Raw genomic sequence first — 16,757 nt, 5'->3', positions numbered from 1 at the left:
GCGGTTGTAGCTCAGTTGGTTAGAGTACCGGCCTGTCACGCCGGGGGTCGCGGGTTCGAGTCCCGTCAACCGCGCCACCGCTGCCATTCCCGCAAAATGCGTCTCTGCGCGGTTGTAGCTCAGTTGGTTAGAGTACCGGCCTGTCACGCCGGGGGTCGCGGGTTCGAGTCCCGTCAACCGCGCCACGTTTCTCGCTCTGGTCATCCGGTCCGGCCGCCCTTATGTGGGGCGGGCAATAAACCAGGGTGAGACCATGCGCGCGCGCCTGCTGAAATTCCTCGACGATCTGCCGCTGCTCTACGCGGTGCTGTTTGCCGCCACGCTCGGCCTCGCGCCGTTCACGCCCGAGCCGCATATCTGGGAAAAGCTGAAGATGCTGGCGGCGGGCACGCTGACCGAGGCGATCGACATCTTCGATCTGGTCTTCCACGGCTGGACCTGGGTCCTGCTGGCCGCCAAGCTGGCCCGCATGGCGGTGGCACGGCCCGAAGCCTGATCTGCTCTTTTCCTTGGGAAAATACTCCGGGGGGTCCGGGGGGCAGCGCCCCCCGCCCGGGTCGTCCGGGCGCAGCCCGGGCGAAACCTCACTTCGCGAGCGCGGCCAGGATGCGCGCCCAGCTGCGCATGCCCTTGTGAAAGCTTTCGAGGTTGTATTTCTCGTTCGGTGAATGGATCTGGTCGTCGTCGCGGCCGAAGCCGATCAGCATCGCGTTCATCCCGAGCACCTGCTGGAAGTGCCCGGCGATCGGGATCGACCCGCCGGAGCCGACGAAGGCCGCCTCCATGCCCCATTCCTCGCTGAGCGCCTGTCGTGCCGCCTCGAAGGCGGGATCATCCGTCGGCATTCGAGAGGCGGGCGCGCCGTGGCCATTCGGGAACTCCGCCGTCACGTCCTCGGGCAGCCGGTCTTCGACATGGCGCACGAAGGCTTTGTGGATCGCCTCCGGATCCTGGTCGCCGACGAGGCGGAAGCTGATCTTGGCCGTGGCTTTCGAGGGCAGCACGGTCTTGAACCCGGCCCCGGTATAGCCACCCCAGATCCCGTTCACCTCCGCCGTCGGGCGCGACCAGAGTTTCTCCAGCGGCGTGCGGTCGGCCTCGCCGGCCGGCTGCGACAGCCCCACGTCGCCTAGGAACCTCGTGTGATCGAAGGCCAGCCCCTGCCATTGCGCGCGGATCTCGTCGGGCAGCTCCGGCACGCCGTCATAGAAGCCGTCGAGGGTGATCCGCCCGGTGTCGTCATGCAGATCGGCGACGATTTTCGCCAGCACGTGGATCGGATTGCGCGCGAGGCCGCCGTACATGCCCGAGTGCAGATCGCGCGTGGGGCCGGTGAGAATCACCTCCTCGGCCATCAACCCGCGCAACTGGGTGGTGATCGCGGGCACCTTGGCGTCGAACAGCGTGGTGTCGCAGATCATCGCGAGATCGGCTTTCAGCTCCTCGGCATTCTCCTTCATGAAGGGCACCAGCGAGGGCGAGCCCGATTCTTCCTCGCCTTCGAGGAAGATGGTGATCCGGCAGGGCAGGGCACCGTGCTCCGCCACCCAGGCCCGCATCGCCTCGATGAAGGTCATGAGCTGACCCTTGTCGTCTGACGTGCCGCGGCCGCGGATCACCTTGCCCTTGGGGGTATCCTCGATCGCCGGCGCGAAGGGATCGTTGTCCCAGAGTTCCAGCGGGTCGACCGGCTGCACGTCGTAATGGCCGTAGAACAACAGGTGCGGCGCGCCCTCGCCGCCGTGGGCCACCACCATCGGATGTCCGGGGGTTGGCCGCTTTGACGCCTCGAAGCCGATGCCCTGCAGATCGGCCACCAGCCAGTCGGCGGCGGCATCGCATTCGGCCTTGAAAACCGGGTCGGTCGAGATCGACGGGATGCGCAGGAGCGCCATCAGCCGGTCGAGGGCGTCGTCGAGGCCTGCGTCGAGGCGGGCAAGAACGGGGGCGAGGGTCATTTCTGTCTCCTGTCGGGGGTCGCGGATGGTTGGGTGCCGGTTCGGTCTGCACGAATGCGGCGCACGGCAAGCGGATCGGCGGAAAACGTATCATGCCCATGGCCACTGTCCAGAGAGGGTGGCGGCGGGCGCGCCTCGACCTTATGTTGCCCGCGACATACGGAGGAAATCAGATGAAACGATACAGTGTCGCCCTTGTTGTTGCGCTGGCCGCCGCCGGAGTTGCGGCCCCGATCCACGCCGAAGGCGGGCTTGCCTTCGAGCCGGTCGCGCCCGAGGGGCTCGATGAAACGGCCACCGAGATGGTTGCCGCGCTGCAAGAGGGCATGCCGGCGCAACTGGTCGCGTTCGAGCAGGCCGGATTCGGCGCGTTCGGCGCGCTCGCAGTGCCGCGCGGCGTTGCGCTGGCCCCCGAAAAGCTCGCCTCGGTCGCCAATCACGCCTCGCCCGATGCCGCCCGCGAGGCGGTGCTCGATGTCTGCCAGCAGCAGAACGGTGCCCCGTGCACGGTGATCGGCCTGCTGGTCCCGGAGGACAACTGAGGTTCGGCGCAGCGCCAACAGGAAACCGCCGGCGTCTTGATTCAGGTCAATTCGTAAGCCTGCGGCAAAATGTATGAGCAAAAAACACTTCGATTGCGAAGAAGTTGTATTTAGACTGCTTCGAAATCTGCCGGATTCTGGAGGACCGCCTGTGAACTACGATGCCAAGCTGGACGAGGCCCTGGGACGTCTGCATGAGGAAGGCCGCTACCGGGTGTTCATCGACATTGAACGCGAGCGTGGCCGGTTTCCGCATGCGATGTGGCAAAAACCCGATGGCAGCCAGCAGCCGGTGACGATCTGGTGCGGCAACGATTATCTCGGCATGGGCCAGCATCCCCAAGTGCTCGCGGCGATGCACGAGGCGATCGACGCGACCGGAGCAGGGTCGGGCGGTACGCGCAATATCTCCGGCACCACGGTCTATCACAAGCGGCTCGAAGCCGAACTGGCCGATCTACACCGCAAGGAAGCAGCGCTGCTGTTTACCTCGGCCTATATCGCCAACGATGCCACGCTCTCGACGCTGCCCAAGCTGTTTCCCGGCCTGATCATCTATTCCGACGCGCTCAACCACGCCTCGATGATCGAGGGTGTGCGCCGCAACGGCGGTGCCAAGCGCATCTTCCGCCACAACGATGTCGAGCACCTGCGCGCGCTGCTGGCCGCCGACGACCCCGACGTGCCGAAGCTGATCGCCTTCGAATCGGTCTACTCGATGGACGGCGATTTCGGCCCGATCGAGGCGATCTGCGATCTTGCCGACGAGTTCGGCGCGCTGACCTATATCGACGAGGTGCACGCGGTTGGCATGTATGGCCCCCGTGGGGCCGGCGTGGCCGAGCGTGACGGGCTGATGGGCCGGATCGACATCATCAACGGCACGCTGGCCAAGGCCTATGGCGTGATGGGCGGCTATATCGCCGCAAGCGCCAAAATGGTCGACGCGATAAGGTCTTACGCGCCGGGTTTCATCTTCACGACCTCGCTTGCACCCGCGATTGCGGCGGCGGCGGCGGCCTCGGTGGCCTTCCTCAAGACGGCCGAGGGCCAGAAGCTGCGCGACAAGCACCAGCAGCAGGCGAAGGTTCTGAAAACCCGGCTCAAGGGGCTGGGCCTGCCGATCATCGACCACGGCAGCCATATCGTGCCGGTGATCGTGGGCGACCCTGTCCATACCAAGGCGCTCTCGGACATGCTGCTCGACCAGTTCGGGATTTACGTCCAGCCGATCAACTATCCGACCGTGCCGCGCGGCACCGAGCGGCTGCGCTTCACCCCCTCGCCGGTGCATGGGCCCGACGAGACCGAGAAGCTGGTTCGGGCCCTGGATTCGCTCTGGGCACAGTGTGCGCTGAATCGCGCCGAACTCAGCGCCTGAGGTTTTCCGCCTGTGCACAATCCCTTGCGGTGTGGTAAAGGTGAGGCCCAAGAGACTGATGGTCAAAAGAATCATCGGCCTGTCAAAGGTTTCATCGGGCGGTGCGCCTGACAGCATGAGGGACGGTGTTCATGATCCGACGGTGGACGTCACCAAAGATCACCGAGCAGGATGAGACGCGGGGCGGATTCGATTCATACGATCTCAGGTTGGGCGACGTCATGCGCGGGGAACGCGCGACGCTCGGCAAGTCCCTTCTCGATGTTCAGCGCGAGCTGAAAATCAAGGCCACCTACATCTCCGCGATTGAAAACGCCGATATGCTGGCGTTCGAATCGCCCAGCTTCATCGCCGGGTATGTCCGGTCCTATGCCCGCTATCTCGGCATGGACCCAGATCGCGCCTTTGCCGCCTTCTGCCGCGAATCGGGGTTCACCCCGATGCACGGGCTGGCACCGCAGGCGAAGGCACGGGCCGAAAAACCCGCCGCAGCCGGCGGCGACCCGCTTGCCAACCCGAACGCGAGCTTCGTGCCGCGCCAAAGCTCGGTCTTTGAAGGGATCGAGCCCGGTGCGGTGGGCTCGGTCGCGGTGTTGATCGCGCTGGTCGGGGTTCTGGGATATGGCGGCTGGTCGCTTCTGAAGGAAATCCAGAAGGTGGATTTCGCGCCGGTCGAACAGGCCGTGGGGGTGATGGAAGAATTGCCCGGGCTTGGCGAGGGCGCGGACGGCGCGCTGGCAAGCGGCGGGCCCGAAAGTCTGAACTCCTCGCCCACGTCCGAGGCGCTGGATCGGCTCTACCGGCCCGAGGCGCTGGACGTTCCGGTCATGATCGCGCGCGACGGTCCGATCTCGACGCTCGATCCCTCCGAGGTCGGGGTGTTGGCCGAGGCGGAGCGGGCGTTGCCTTCGCGGGCGGCACCGGGCAGTTCCGGGATTGCGGCCGGCGATGCGATCGAAACCGCGGTTGCCGAGGCCTCTGGCAGCAGCGAAAGCGGCGACAGTGGCGCGGTGCGGGTCTTCGGGCAAGACGCGCCGGATGTCGCGATTTTCGCGGTGCGCCCGTCCTGGGTGCGGGTGCAGGCCGCCGATGGCTCGATCATCCTGGAAAAGATCCTCGACGCCGGCGAGCAATACGTGCTGCCGAAAACCGAGCAACCGCCCGTGCTGCGCACCGGCAACGCCGGCAGCGTCTATTTCGCGGTCAACGGAACGGCTTATGGCCCGGCAGGCGAGGGGGCGGCCGTGGTGTCGAACATCGCGCTGGCCCCGGAGTCGCTGAGCGAGCGTTTCGCGGCGGCCAACCCCGGAACCGACGCCGATCTTGCGAACTTCGTGGCGGTGGCCGAGATCGGAAACGACTGATCCCTCGATGGGATGCGCCTCGGCACCGATCTGGCGAAGGCGAGACCGATCCGGCAAAGGCGAGACCGGGCCGCGCGCGGGCGCGACCCGGTGTGATCTTCAGCTTTTTGTCTTGCAGGTGTTGATGCCGAACACGGCATAAAGCCCGCACCAGCCGACAAGACCGGTGACGAGCGGGATCACCCCGAGCAGGTAGAGCCAGGAATAGGCCCCGTCCTGGTTGAGGAAGTAGCCAAGGATAAGTGCCGCGCCGAGGATGACGCGCAGTGCGCGGTCGATGGTGCCTTCGTTGGTCTTGAACATGGGGCTCTCCTTTCCCGAGATCCTGTAGCAATGGCGCAATCTAGCATGGCGCTGCTGCCAAGGCATGTGACGGAGTCACACGGCCGGATCGGCCACCAGCGCCTCCAGCACGGCCCGGTCGCGGATGCGGATGCGCCCGCGTTCGGCCCGGATCGCGCCCGCGCGGGCGAGCCGGTCGAGCCGACGCGACACCACCTCGCGCGCCGTGCCGATGGCGCGGGCGATCTCGGCTTGCGTCATGGCAAGGCTGCCGTCCTCGTCAGCGCGGTCGAGGATAAGCGCGGCCAGCCGCGCCTCGACGCGCATGAAGCTCATGGTTTCAATGAGTTGCATCATTGCCTGCATCCGTTCCGCGAAGGCGGCGAACACCACCTTGCGAAAGGCGGGCGAGCGATCGAGCAATTCCAGAAACACCGGGCGCGGCACCAGCACGAGGCGGGTGGGTGTCGTGGCCGTTGCCTCGGCGGAGTAATCGTCGCCGCCGAGCAGCCCGAGGGTGGACTGGATGCAGCTTTGTCCCGGCGCCACCTCGTAGAGCAGAAGGTCGCGCCCGTTCGGGCCGATCAGGTGCACGCCGACATGGCCCGACAGCACGATGACATAGCCCTTCACGGTTTCGCCCGGCGCGAACAGGACCGCCCCTTCCGGCACCGCCATCGGCGCGAGCCGGTCGAGAGCGGCGCGCGCGCCGGTCTCCAATGCCGCCAGTTCGCGGGCTTCGCCGGTCCAGTTCACGTCCGTCCGCGCCCCTCGAAACGTGGCAGCATGGCGGAGAAATCCCGCCCGCGCCCGTCTTCGGCCTCGACGAAGGTTGCATAGAGTTCGGCAGCAGCGCGGCCGAGCGGGGTATCGGCATCGACCATCGCGGCGGCGTCCTGCGCGAGGCGCAGATCCTTCAGCATCAGTTCGGCGGCGAAACCGGGGGCATAGCCGTTGTCGGCTGGGCTTTGCGGCCCCACCCCCGGTGCCGGGCAATAGGAGGTCATCGACCAGCTTTGACCCGAGGAGGTGCTGACCACGTCGAACATCTTCTGCCGGTCGAGGCCGAGCTTGTCGGCCAGCGCGAAGGCCTCGCAGGTGACGATCATCGTCGCACCGAGGATCATGTTGTTGCAGATCTTGGCCGATTGCCCGGCGCCCGCACCGCCGCAATGCACCGCTTTCTGCCCCATCACCTCGAACAGCGGCGCGACCGTCGCGAAGCCGGCCTCGGGTCCTCCGACCATGAAGGTGAGCGTGCCCGCCAACGCGCCGCCGACGCCGCCCGAAACCGGCGCATCGAGCGCCAGCAGCCCGACGGCTTGCGCGTCCCCGGCCACGGTGCGGGCGCTCTCCACGTCCACCGTCGAGCAATCGCAGAGCACCGCGCCGGGAGACATCGCCGGGATCGCCTCGGCGACGACTGCGCGCAGGATCTCGCCGTTGGGCAGCATCGTGAGCACCACCTCGGCATCGCGCGCGGCCTCGGAAACGCTGGCTGCCTCGGTGACGCCCTCGGGGCAGGGGGCCGCGGGGTCGAACCCGGTGACGGCGTGGCCCGCCGCTGCAAGGTTGGCCGCCATCGGCGCGCCCATGTTGCCCAGCCCGATAAACCCGATCTTCATGTCGTCTCCTCCCTCAGAGCTTCAACTCGTTCTCGCCCAACCCGGCCAGCATCGCCGCGACGTCGTGCTCGCTCACCTCGGCAAGCCCGGCATGCTGCCAGCGCGGGGCCTTGTCCTTGTCGATGATCAGGGCGCGGATGCCTTCGAGAAAGTCGCCCCGCTCGGCGGCGCGCCAGGTGAAGCGGTATTCGCGGGCGAGGGCGCTGCGGATCGTGTTCTCGCCGCGTTGGTCGCGGATATTGGCCAGCCCGCAGGCCACCGCCAGCGGCGAGGCGCGGCACAGCGCGGCGCGCGTGTCGCGGGCGAAGTCGCTGCCCTCGGCGTCCAGCGCGGCGATGATTTCGGCGGGCGTGCCCGCGAACATCCGGTCGATTTCGCCCTGGTGATGCGCGAGCGGACCGGGCGGCGGCGGCTCGGCCATCGTGTCGAGAATCGCCAGGTCTCCCGTCGCCTCGAGCCGGGTGGTGAGATCGAGCCAGTATTCGCGCCGGATGTAGAGATCGGTAAAGCCCGCATGGATCGCGTCGCCCGGCCCCATCCGCGCCGCGGTGGCACCGAGGTATTCGCCGAGCCGGCCGGGGGCCCGGGCGAGAAGGTGGGTGCCGCCCACGTCGGGCACCAGCCCGATCGCGACCTCGGGCATGGCGATCTGGCTGGTTTCGCAAACGACACGGTGCGCGGCGTGGCACCCAAGGCCCACGCCGCCGCCCATGGTGTAGCCCTGCATCAAGGCCACCACCGGTTTGGGATACTCCGCGATCATTGCATTCATGCGGTATTCGTCGGCCCAGAACCGGCGGCCATAGTCGAAATCGCCCCGCGTGCCGGTGTCATACATCTCCTGGATATCGCCGCCGGCGCAGAACGCCTTGTCGCCCTCGGCGTCGATCAGCACGAGGCGCAGCTCGGGATCGTCGCGCCAGCGGGCGAGGGCGGCGGCGATCTCGCGGCACATCGCCCAGGTCAGCGCGTTGAGCGCCTGCGGGCGCGTGAGGGTGATGCGCCCCGCAGGGCCTTCGCGGTAGATGCGGATATCGGGCATGGGCCGGGTCCGTTGGGTCGGTTGACCCCGTTTCTGCCCCGGAAACGCCGCCGGGTCCAGCGCGGGCGGCACGGTGCCCACGCGATCGCGTGCGCGTGCGCGCCGGGCCCGGCGGTTGTTTACAGGTCGGCGTGGAACTCCCCGATCAGGTGGCGCACCACGTCGCGCAATGCCTCGTCGATCGGCGCTTCCGCCTCGATCGAATCGCGAAACACCTGCCGCTGGCGGTCGGCGGAATTGCCGCCGGCGACGATCTTGCGGGCGCGCTCGACCTCCGCAAGGCACCCCAGTGCCTCGGCATCTTCCGCCACCAGCCCGATCATTTCTTCCACCAGCACCTCGAAAGGGACGAGGCGGCGCTGGCCGAGGTCGATCAAGCCGTTCGACATGCCGTAGCGCATCGCGTGCCAGCGGTTTTCGGCGAGGAGGAAGTTGTCATAGACCCGCCAGCGCCGGTTCTGGCCCTTGAGCCGCCACAGGAAACGGGTGAGCGATTGCACGAGGGCGGCGAGGGTGAGCGTGTCTTCCATCCGCGGCGAGACATCGCAGATCCGCGCCTCGATGGTGGGAAAACGCGCCGAGGGGCGCAGATCCCACCAGATCTTCGAGGCATCCTCGATCAGCCCGATATCGACGATGGCATCGACCGAACGCTGGTATTCCGACCAGCTCCAGAACTTTGGCGGCAACCCGGTGCGCGGCAGGTTGTCGAAGATGGTGAGCCGGTAGGAGGCAAGCCCGCTGTCCTCGCCTTGCCAGAACGGCGAAGAGGCCGACATCGCCAGCAGGTGCGGCAGAAAATAGGTGAGCTGGTTCATCACGTCGATGCGGTCTTCGGGGTCGGGCAGGCCGATGTGGACGTGCATTCCCGAGATCAGCAGCCGCCGGGCGACGCCGCCGAGATCGCGCCGCAGATCGTTGTAGCGCTCCTTGTTGGTATGGTGCTGATCGCGCCAGGCCGAGAACGGGTGGCAAGACGCGGCGATCGGGGCGAGGCCGAAGGCATCGGCCTGCCGGGCGACCGAGGCGCGCAGCTTGCGCAGATCGTCGCGCGCCGCGCCCACCGAGGCGCAGACGTGGGTGCCGATCTCGATCTGGCATTGCAGGAACTCGGGCGAAACCTGATCTTCGAGCTCGGACTTGCAGGCTTCCATCAGCCCGGTCGGGGCCACCGCGAGGGCGAGGGTTTCGCGGTCGACGAGAAGGTATTCCTCCTCGATTCCGATGGTGAAATCGGGGGTCTCGCTGGCCATGGTCCCCTCCCGCGGCTGATCATCACGAGCCTGCGGAAAAACCGCGCGCGAGGCAAGCGTGGAAACGGGTCAGGGCGAGGCGAGCAATTGATCCACGCTCTTGGCGGGAATACCCAGAAGTTCGAGCGCCTCGGCCTCGGAATGGGCCACGAGGTAGGCCACGGTATCGATCCCGTCCCATGACCGGCTGATCCAGTTGGCAAGCCTCTGGGTGTCTTCGGTCGGCGCGATCATGGCGATCAGCGTGGTGTGCGGTGGCAGGTGAAAGGCATCGGCCTTGCGTGCCTGCAACGCCAGGAGCTTGGCGAAGTCTTCATCCCATTCGACGACATCGCTGATATCGACCAGATGTTTCTGGCCGGGGCGGAAATCGGGGTGGGCGAGGTAATCGCTGAAAGCCTGGGCGCTTTCGTCGATCGCAAGCCGGCTTGGGTAGCGGATATAGACCAGACCGATCTCGGGCAAGATATTGACCTGAACCGACACCTGACCCTCCCTAGGCAGCCGTTGCGAACCAGATTTCTTACTGGCCCGACCATAGCCGCTTCGGCGCAGAGGTCTACCCCGTGATCCGGGCGCGTCAGATCAGGCGCACCTGGGTGCCGACCGGGGCGAGATCGAACAACTCCGCGATCTTCTCGTTGTAGAGCCCGATACAGCCGTCCGACGAGCGCCGCCCGATCTTGCGGGTGTCGTGGGTGCCGTGGATCAGGTAGGCGGGCCAGGAGAGATAGAGCGCGTGGCTGCCGAGCGGGTTGTCGGGGCCGGGACCCATGACCTTGGGCAGATCGGGGAAGCGTTCATGCATCGACGCGGTGGGCGTCCACGACGGCCCGACCTTCTTGCGCAGGATCTCGGTGTAACCGCGCTTGGTGAGGTCTTCGGAGCGCGGCACAGAGGTGGGATAGAGCTTGTAGGTTTCACCGTCGCCCGACCAGAAGTGCAGGGCCCGGCTCACGGTGTCGGCCACGATCGCGCCCTTGCCGAGGCTGTCGAAATGATCCTGCCAATGCTCGGCCTTGAACGACGAGATGTTGTGGCGCGCAAAGTCGTCGGCTTCCACCTCGGGCGCGGGGGGCTGGGCGCGCAGCACCGTGGGCGCGGCCAGCGGCAGGGCGGCGGCGGCGGCGATCAGGCTGCGGCGGGTGATCTGGCTGTGGGGCATTTTTCTGTTCCCGATTGTCTGCTCTTGCTGACCGACCCTATACCGCCAAGGCCCGGCCCGGACCATGGCGCGAGACATTCCCTCGCCCGAATGTGAAGTGCGGTGAGGCGGGATGCAAAAAGGCGGCCCCCGGGGGGCCGCCTCAAGTTTGTTTTCAGGCGTTTCAGTCCATCGCCTTGAAGTGGAACTCGCCGCCTTCCTTGACGTGGGAGAACCAGCGCGCCGTCACCGTCTTGGTGCGGGTATAGAACCGGAAGGCGTCGGGGCCATACTGGTTGAGATCGCCGAACGCCGATTTTTTCCAGCCGCCGAAGGTGAAATAGCTGAGCGGCACCGGGATCGGGAAGTTGATCCCGACCATGCCGACGTTCACCCGGCTGGCAAAATCGCGCGCGGTGTCGCCATCGCCGGTGAAGATCGCGGTGCCGTTGCCGTATTGGTTGTTCATCACCAGCCCGAGCGCGTCCTCGTAGCTCGCCGCCCGCACCTGGCTCAGCACCGGGCCGAAAATCTCCTCGCGGTAGATGTCCATCGCGGGCGTGACGTGGTCGAACAGGGTGGGGCCGACGAAAAAGCCGTTCTCGTAGCCCTGCAGCGTGAAGTCGCGCCCGTCGGTTACAAGGGTCGCGCCCTGCTCGACGCCCGAGGCGATCAGCCGCTTCACCCGTTCCATCGCCTGCCCGGTGATCAGCGGCCCATAGTCGAGATCGTCGCCCGCCGTATAGGGGCCGACCTTCAACTTTTCGATCCGGGGCACCAACAGCTCAACGAGCCTGTCGGCGGTTTCCTCGCCCACCGGCACCGCCACCGAGATCGCCATGCAGCGCTCGCCGGCCGCGCCGTATCCTGCGCCCACCAGCGCGTCGGCGGCCTTTTCCATGTCGGCGTCGGGCATGATGATCATGTGGTTCTTGGCACCGCCGAAGCATTGCGCGCGCTTGCCGTTCGCCGCCGCGCGGCCGTAGATGTATTGCGCGATCGGGGTCGAGCCGACGAAGCCCACCGCCTGCACCGTTTCGTTGTCGAGGATCGCGTCAACCGCCTCCTTGTCGCCGTGCACGACCTGTAACACGCCGTCGGGCAGCCCCGCCTCCTGCAGAAGCTCCGCCAGCATCACGGATGTGGAGGGCGTGCGCTCGGAGGGTTTCAGCACCATCGCGTTGCCCGCGCTGATCGCCGGGGCGAGCTTCCACAGCGGGATCATCGCCGGAAAGTTGAACGGGGTGATCCCGGCGACCACGCCGAGCGGCTGGCGCATCGAGTAGAGATCAATCCCCGGCCCGCCCGAATCCATGAACTCGCCCTTGAGCATGTGCGGCGCGCCCATGCAGACCTCGACCACCTCAAGCCCGCGCTGGATGTCGCCCTTGGCGTCGGGAATGGTCTTGCCATGCTCGCGGCTGAGAGTCTCGGCAAGCTTGTCGATGTCGCGGTTGATGAGGTCGGCGAACTTCATCATCACCCGGGCGCGGCGCTGCGGGTTGACCTTGGCCCAGCTCTCCTGCGCCACGGCGGCCTTGGCGACGGCATCGTCCAGTTCGTCCGGCGTGGCCAGCGGCACCTTGCCCTGCACCTCGCCGGTGGCGGGGTTGAAAACGTCGGCAAAACGGCCCGACGTGCCCTTCACGCGCGCGCCGTTGATCCAGTGGTCGACTTCATACATGGGGTATTCCTCCCGGTTGCGGTTGGCGGCACTCTAGGCTTGCAAAATTGCCGATGAAAGCGGCAAGCTTTCAAAATGGTTTTGCAATTTCGCAAGATGAAGCCCGGAGGCGCGCGATGAAACAGATACTCAATATTGATGATGCACAAACCCGCCCAACCCAAAGCCCCGGCGGCAGGTTCGCGGCGGATGTCGCCATGCTCGGGGTGCAGATCGGGGCGAAGAAACTCGGCGTCAGCCTTGCCGTGGTGGCACCCGGCAAGCGCGCCTGGCCGCGTCATGCCCATCACGTCAACGAAGAGATGATGCTGATCCTGTCGGGCGAGGGCACCTACCATTGCGGCGACGAAAGCGCGCCGGTGCGCGCCGGAGACCTGATCGCAGCGCCGCCCGGCGACGGGTCCACCGCCCACCAGATCGAGAACACGTCCGATGCCGAACTGCGCTACCTGACCTTTTCCACCAAGCTGGAGCCGGAGATCGTCGAATACCCCGACAGCGGCAAGATCGGCATTGCCTCCTACGTCGGGCGCGATGCCCCGGCCGTGCGTCTTATCGTGCCGGCCGGCGAAAGCCTCGATTACTGGCACGGCGAGGAAACCTGAGCGTGGACCCGGACTGGGACGATCTGAAGGTCTTTCTCGCGGTGGCGCGGGGTGAGAGCCTGTCGGCCGCAGGCAAGGGGCTCAAGCGCGACCCGGCCACGGTGGGCCGCCGCATCGCGCGGCTGGAAACCGCGTTGGGTGCGGCGCTGTTTTTGCGCGCCCCCACAGGCTATGCGCTCACCGAGGCGGGCGGACGGCTGATGGCCCATGCCGAAGCGGTTGAACAGGCGGTGGCGCTGGGGGCCGAGGCGTTGCGCGGGGAGGACACCGGACGGCTGAGCGGGCAGGTGCGCATCGGCGCGCCGGACGGCTGTGCCAACTACCTGTTGCCGCGCGTCTGCGCCGAGATCCGCGCGCGCAATCCGGGCCTCGAGCTTCAGATCGTGGCGCTGCCAAGGGTGGTGAACCTGTCGCGGCGCGAGGCGGACTTCGCCATTGCCGTCTCGCCGCCGGCTGCGGGGCGGCTCTTGGTGCAGAAAATCACCGACTACCGCCTCCACCTCGTCGCCCACCGCGATTATCTCGCGGCGGCGGCGCCGATCCGCGATCTCGCCGATGTGGTTGCCCATCCCGTGATCGGCTACATTCCCGACATGATCTTCGACACCGAACTCGACTATCTTGCCGAGATCGGTGCCGACAGCGTCGCGCTCGCGTCCAACGCCGTTTCGGTGCAGCTTGGCTTCCTGCGCGAAGCGGCGGGGCTCGGAATCGCGCATGATTTTTCGCTCCCTTTCGTGCCGGGATTGCAAAAGGTGTTGCCGGACAGCTTCGCGCTGACCCGCAGCTATTACCTCGTGCGGCACGCCGCCGACGCACGGATCGGGCGGCTGCGGCGGCTGGGCGACCTGCTCGCGCAAGGGCTGCGGGCGGAGGTGGCGCGGCTCGAAGCGATTGGCTGACTTGACAAGTTGTCGCGCCCTGCGCAGGCTTTGACAATAAACAAAAGATCGCCCCGAGGGCGCCAGGGAGGACCCGCCATGCTCGTCAGCCAGATCCTGAAAGAAAAGGATATCGAGGGGGTGCTCACCGTGGCACCCGGAACATCTGTAAGCGAGGCGGCACAGATCTTGTCGGAGCGCAGGATCGGCGCGCTGATCATCGCGGAAGACGGGGCGAGCCCGCTCGGCATCATCACCGAACGCGACATCGTGCGTGAACTGGGCAAGCGCGGCGGTGGCTGTCTTGGCGATGCGGTCGACGATCTGATGACCCGCGAAATCATTTCCTGCGTCCCCGGCGACCGCGCGCTGAGGGTGCTTCAGTTGATGACCGAGGGGCGTTTCCGGCACATGCCGGTGATGGACGGCGACAAGCTGATCGGGATGGTGTCGATCGGCGACGTGGTGAAGGGCCGGCTCCAGGAGTTGGCGGCGCAGAACGAATCCCTCAAGGCGATGATCATGGGCTACTGAGTCTGCGCGGCAACGCTGCGGCGCAGAAATGCCTTGCACCTGTACGCGAAATATTGTTGCGTGCGCGGCATTCGACGAGGAGAGCCCCCATGCGCATCGGCCTTTATCCAGGCACTTTCGATCCGATCACGCTCGGACATCTCGACATCATCAAGCGCGGCTGCGTGCTGGTCGACCGGCTGGTGATCGCGGTCGCGATCAACGAGGGCAAGGGGCCATTGTTCGGGCTCGACGAGCGGGTGGCGATGGTCGAGGCCGAGGCCGGCAAGATCATGGCCTCAACCGGCACCGAGATCGTGGTGCACCCGTTCGACAACCTTCTGATCCATTGTGCCCATGACGTCGGCGCGCAGATCATCCTGCGCGGCCTGCGCGCGGTGGCCGATTTCGAATATGAATACCAGATGGTCGGCATGAACCGCGCGCTCGATGCGTCGATCGAGACCGTGTTCCTGATGGCCGAGGCGAAGTTCCAGCCGATCGCGTCGAAGCTGGTGAAGGAGATCGCGCGGCTCGGCGGCGACGTGTCGAAGTTCGTCACCCCCGAGGTGCGCGCGCATCTCGAAGCCAGGCTTGCGCGCTGACCCGCAAACCCGGCGGCCGGGCGCGTCAGCCGTAAACTGCGCGCCGGGCGATTTCCTTGGCCTTGTAGGGGTTGATCCCCATGTCCTCGATGGCGAGGTCGACAGGCAGCGCCTCGATCTCGCGCACGGTCTTGTGGTAGAGCGCGCGCTTGGCGATGATCTCGCGGATGGTTTCATAAGCGGTCATGGTAATCTCCTTTCATGTCCGTCTTCGATACCAATGTGGCTATGCTGCGCTGCAGCACAACTGACAGTTAGCGATAACGGGATTGCATCCCGCGCATGGCTCGCAACCCCCTGACTGCAAAGAAAAAAGGCCGCCCCTTCGGGCGGCCTTCGCGGTTTCGGGTGGCGGATATCCGCCAGGATCAGAGGTACTTGCCCATTTCGACAGCGGTATCGAGCATCCGGTTGGAGAAGCCCCACTCGTTGTCATACCAGGTCAGGATGCGCACGAAGTTGCCATCCATCACCTTGGTCTGATCCATGTGGAAGGTCGAGGAATTGGGGTTGTGGTTGAAGTCGACCGAGACGTTGGGCAGATCGGTGTAACCGAGAACGCCCTTCATCGGGCCATCGGCGGCGGCGCGGATCGCGGCGTTGATCTCTTCCACGCTGGTGTCCTTGCCGGCCTCGAAGGTGAGATCGACACAAGAGACGTTCGGGGTCGGCACCCGGATCGCCACGCCGTCGAGCAACCCGTTGAGTTCCGGCAGCACCAGGCCCACGGCCTTGGCGGCCCCCGTCGACGTCGGGATCATGCTCATCGCTGCCGCGCGGGCGCGGTAGAGATCCTTGTGCATGGTGTCGAGCGTCGGCTGGTCGCCGGTGTAGGAGTGGATCGTGGTCATGAAGCCGCGCTTGATGCCCACGGTATCGTGCAGAACCTTGGCCACCGGCGAGAGGCAGTTGGTGGTGCAGGAGGCGTTCGACACGATCACGTCGTCAGCGGTGAGCACCTCGTGGTTGACGCCGAAAACGATGGTCTTGTCGGCGCCTTTCGACGGTGCCGAGACAAGCACGCGCGAGGCGCCGTTTTCAAGGTGGATCGCGGCCTTGTCACGGTCGGTGAAGATGCCGGTGCACTCCATCACGATATCGACATCGGCCCAGGGCAGGTCCTTCGGATCGCGGATCGCCGACACCTCGATCGGGCCGGAACCGGCGTCGATAGTGTTGCCGTTGACCTTCACCTGCTTCGGAAAACGGCCATGCACGCTGTCGAACTGCAACAGATGCGCATTGGTCTCGACCGGGCCGAGGTCGTTGATCGCCACCACCTCGATATCCTTGCGTCCGGATTCCTCGAGAGCGCGCAACACGTTGCGCCCGATGCGTCCGAAACCGTTGATGGCTACCTTGACCGTCATTGTTCTAATCCTCGGGTTGGGTGTGGAACTCCGCAAGCGGAGCAGATTGCGGCGACAACCTTCGGGAAGGCGCGGGCCATGTCAAGGCATGGCTGGCATGCAAGACAGGCGGGATCACCGCCAGAACGCGATCCAGTCAAGGAACTCGAACAGCTTCTTGCCCAGCAAGACCGGCAGCCCGCCCTCACCGGCGAGCGCGTCGGCCGCGAAAACCGCGATCACGAGCAGGCCGAGCGCAAGGGCGATCTTGTTGGTCATGAGATCGGTTTTTGCCGATCGCGGATGACGGGGCAAGAGAAAACCGCAGCGGATCAACGCGCTGATCGGGGGGCAGGGCATGGCCCACGGCAGAAGGGCATCTCCACCGACCCGGCGGCGCACAGCGGCACCGGCCGGTTCTCCGCGGTGCGGCGGTCGCCAAAATCTCGGGCCAAGGCGGTTTGCATGAGCCTGCCGAAGCCGCAGCGGCGGGCACCTTGCCCGCTGCCCCGAGCGGAAGAAGCGGAAG

General features: G+C 66.0%; 20 protein-coding genes and 2 tRNA genes. 10 read left to right on the top strand and 12 right to left on the bottom strand.

Going from position 1 to position 16,757, the window contains the following annotated elements:
- From B9Y97_RS17835 to B9Y97_RS17825, 3 genes are all read left to right on the top strand, one after another.
- Positions 1–77 (top strand) — tRNA-Asp (locus tag B9Y97_RS17835).
- A 31-nt stretch (positions 78–108) separates the two neighbouring features.
- Positions 109–185 (top strand) — tRNA-Asp (locus B9Y97_RS17830).
- Between the two features lie 68 nt (positions 186–253).
- A complete protein-coding gene (locus B9Y97_RS17825) occupies positions 254–496 on the top strand; it encodes an RND transporter (RefSeq protein ID WP_176224412.1) in 243 nt (80 codons plus the stop codon).
- Positions 497–584: 88 nt separating this feature from the next.
- Here B9Y97_RS17825 and B9Y97_RS17820 read toward each other — a convergent pair whose 3' ends face one another.
- A complete protein-coding gene (locus tag B9Y97_RS17820) occupies positions 585–1,958 on the bottom strand; it encodes a dipeptidase (protein WP_085528009.1) in 1,374 nt (457 codons plus the stop codon).
- A 173-nt stretch (positions 1,959–2,131) separates the two neighbouring features.
- Between B9Y97_RS17820 and B9Y97_RS17815 the strand changes: the two genes are divergently transcribed.
- The 3 genes from B9Y97_RS17815 (at position 2,132) to B9Y97_RS17805 (ending at position 5,245) form a co-directional block, all read left to right on the top strand.
- Complete coding sequence (locus B9Y97_RS17815) at positions 2,132–2,500, top strand: hypothetical protein (protein WP_085528008.1); 369 nt, start codon at positions 2,132–2,134, stop codon at positions 2,498–2,500.
- A 151-nt stretch (positions 2,501–2,651) separates the two neighbouring features.
- Entirely contained in the window at positions 2,652–3,881 is a 1,230-nt protein-coding gene (gene hemA / locus B9Y97_RS17810) for a 5-aminolevulinate synthase (RefSeq protein WP_254900956.1), read from the top strand.
- Between the two features lie 131 nt (positions 3,882–4,012).
- Complete coding sequence (locus B9Y97_RS17805; RefSeq protein ID WP_085528341.1) at positions 4,013–5,245, top strand: helix-turn-helix domain-containing protein; 1,233 nt, start codon at positions 4,013–4,015, stop codon at positions 5,243–5,245.
- A gap of 99 nt (positions 5,246–5,344) precedes the next feature.
- Here B9Y97_RS17805 and B9Y97_RS17800 read toward each other — a convergent pair whose 3' ends face one another.
- From B9Y97_RS17800 to B9Y97_RS17765, 8 genes are all read right to left on the bottom strand, one after another.
- Positions 5,345–5,548 carry a YgaP family membrane protein gene (locus B9Y97_RS17800; RefSeq protein ID WP_085528006.1) on the bottom strand — a complete coding sequence of 68 codons (204 nt, stop codon included), beginning with the start codon at positions 5,546–5,548 and terminating at the stop codon, positions 5,345–5,347.
- A 75-nt stretch (positions 5,549–5,623) separates the two neighbouring features.
- Positions 5,624–6,283 carry a Crp/Fnr family transcriptional regulator gene (locus B9Y97_RS17795; RefSeq protein WP_085528005.1) on the bottom strand — a complete coding sequence of 220 codons (660 nt, stop codon included), beginning with the start codon at positions 6,281–6,283 and terminating at the stop codon, positions 5,624–5,626.
- Positions 6,280–7,152 (bottom strand): 3-hydroxyisobutyrate dehydrogenase, encoded by an 873-nt coding sequence (mmsB, locus tag B9Y97_RS17790; RefSeq protein WP_085528004.1) that lies wholly within the window; start codon positions 7,150–7,152, stop codon positions 6,280–6,282. The genes B9Y97_RS17795 and mmsB overlap by 4 nt, the downstream gene beginning before the upstream one ends.
- Before the next feature lie 13 nt (positions 7,153–7,165).
- Positions 7,166–8,194, bottom strand: coding sequence for an enoyl-CoA hydratase/isomerase family protein (locus B9Y97_RS17785; RefSeq protein ID WP_085528340.1), 1,029 nt, complete (start codon positions 8,192–8,194; stop codon positions 7,166–7,168).
- A 119-nt stretch (positions 8,195–8,313) separates the two neighbouring features.
- Entirely contained in the window at positions 8,314–9,447 is a 1,134-nt protein-coding gene (locus B9Y97_RS17780) for a carboxylate-amine ligase (RefSeq protein WP_085528003.1), read from the bottom strand.
- A 69-nt stretch (positions 9,448–9,516) separates the two neighbouring features.
- Positions 9,517–9,933 carry a hypothetical protein gene (locus tag B9Y97_RS17775; protein ID WP_085528002.1) on the bottom strand — a complete coding sequence of 139 codons (417 nt, stop codon included), beginning with the start codon at positions 9,931–9,933 and terminating at the stop codon, positions 9,517–9,519.
- 94 nt (positions 9,934–10,027) lie between these two features.
- Positions 10,028–10,612 (bottom strand): L,D-transpeptidase, encoded by a 585-nt coding sequence (locus B9Y97_RS17770; protein WP_085528001.1) that lies wholly within the window; start codon positions 10,610–10,612, stop codon positions 10,028–10,030.
- Between the two features lie 163 nt (positions 10,613–10,775).
- Positions 10,776–12,275 carry a CoA-acylating methylmalonate-semialdehyde dehydrogenase gene (locus B9Y97_RS17765; protein ID WP_085528000.1) on the bottom strand — a complete coding sequence of 500 codons (1,500 nt, stop codon included), beginning with the start codon at positions 12,273–12,275 and terminating at the stop codon, positions 10,776–10,778.
- A 116-nt stretch (positions 12,276–12,391) separates the two neighbouring features.
- On the opposite strand from B9Y97_RS17765, the gene B9Y97_RS17760 reads away from it, so the two are divergent.
- The 4 genes from B9Y97_RS17760 to coaD all read left to right on the top strand — a co-directional run bounded on the left by B9Y97_RS17760 (position 12,392) and on the right by coaD (position 14,879).
- Positions 12,392–12,880, top strand: coding sequence for a cupin domain-containing protein (locus B9Y97_RS17760; RefSeq protein ID WP_085527999.1), 489 nt, complete (start codon positions 12,392–12,394; stop codon positions 12,878–12,880).
- Positions 12,881–12,882: 2 nt separating this feature from the next.
- On the top strand, positions 12,883–13,782 hold the full coding sequence (locus B9Y97_RS17755; RefSeq protein WP_085527998.1) for a LysR family transcriptional regulator: 900 nt from the start codon (positions 12,883–12,885) through the stop codon (positions 13,780–13,782).
- Positions 13,783–13,860: 78 nt separating this feature from the next.
- Positions 13,861–14,295, top strand: a complete 435-nt coding sequence (locus B9Y97_RS17750; protein WP_085527997.1) for a CBS domain-containing protein — start codon at positions 13,861–13,863, stop codon at positions 14,293–14,295.
- An 89-nt stretch (positions 14,296–14,384) separates the two neighbouring features.
- The gene (coaD, locus tag B9Y97_RS17745) at positions 14,385–14,879 is read left to right on the top strand and encodes a pantetheine-phosphate adenylyltransferase (RefSeq protein ID WP_085527996.1); all 495 of its coding nucleotides are present in this window, start codon (positions 14,385–14,387) and stop codon (positions 14,877–14,879) included.
- A 25-nt stretch (positions 14,880–14,904) separates the two neighbouring features.
- On the opposite strand, the gene B9Y97_RS18230 is transcribed toward coaD, so the two are convergent.
- From B9Y97_RS18230 to B9Y97_RS18225, 3 genes are all read right to left on the bottom strand, one after another.
- Positions 14,905–15,066 carry a hypothetical protein gene (locus B9Y97_RS18230; RefSeq protein ID WP_176224411.1) on the bottom strand — a complete coding sequence of 54 codons (162 nt, stop codon included), beginning with the start codon at positions 15,064–15,066 and terminating at the stop codon, positions 14,905–14,907.
- Positions 15,067–15,247: 181 nt separating this feature from the next.
- Entirely contained in the window at positions 15,248–16,249 is a 1,002-nt protein-coding gene (gap, locus tag B9Y97_RS17740) for a type I glyceraldehyde-3-phosphate dehydrogenase (RefSeq protein WP_085527995.1), read from the bottom strand.
- 114 nt (positions 16,250–16,363) lie between these two features.
- A complete protein-coding gene (locus tag B9Y97_RS18225; RefSeq protein WP_176224410.1) occupies positions 16,364–16,507 on the bottom strand; it encodes a hypothetical protein in 144 nt (47 codons plus the stop codon).
- Positions 16,508–16,757: the final 250 nt, after the last annotated feature.

This window comes from Maritimibacter sp. HL-12, from assembly GCF_900177545.1.
Taxonomy (GTDB): Bacteria; Pseudomonadota; Alphaproteobacteria; order Rhodobacterales; family Rhodobacteraceae; genus Sinisalibacter.
This window is presented reverse-complemented; position numbering and strand designations above follow the sequence as displayed.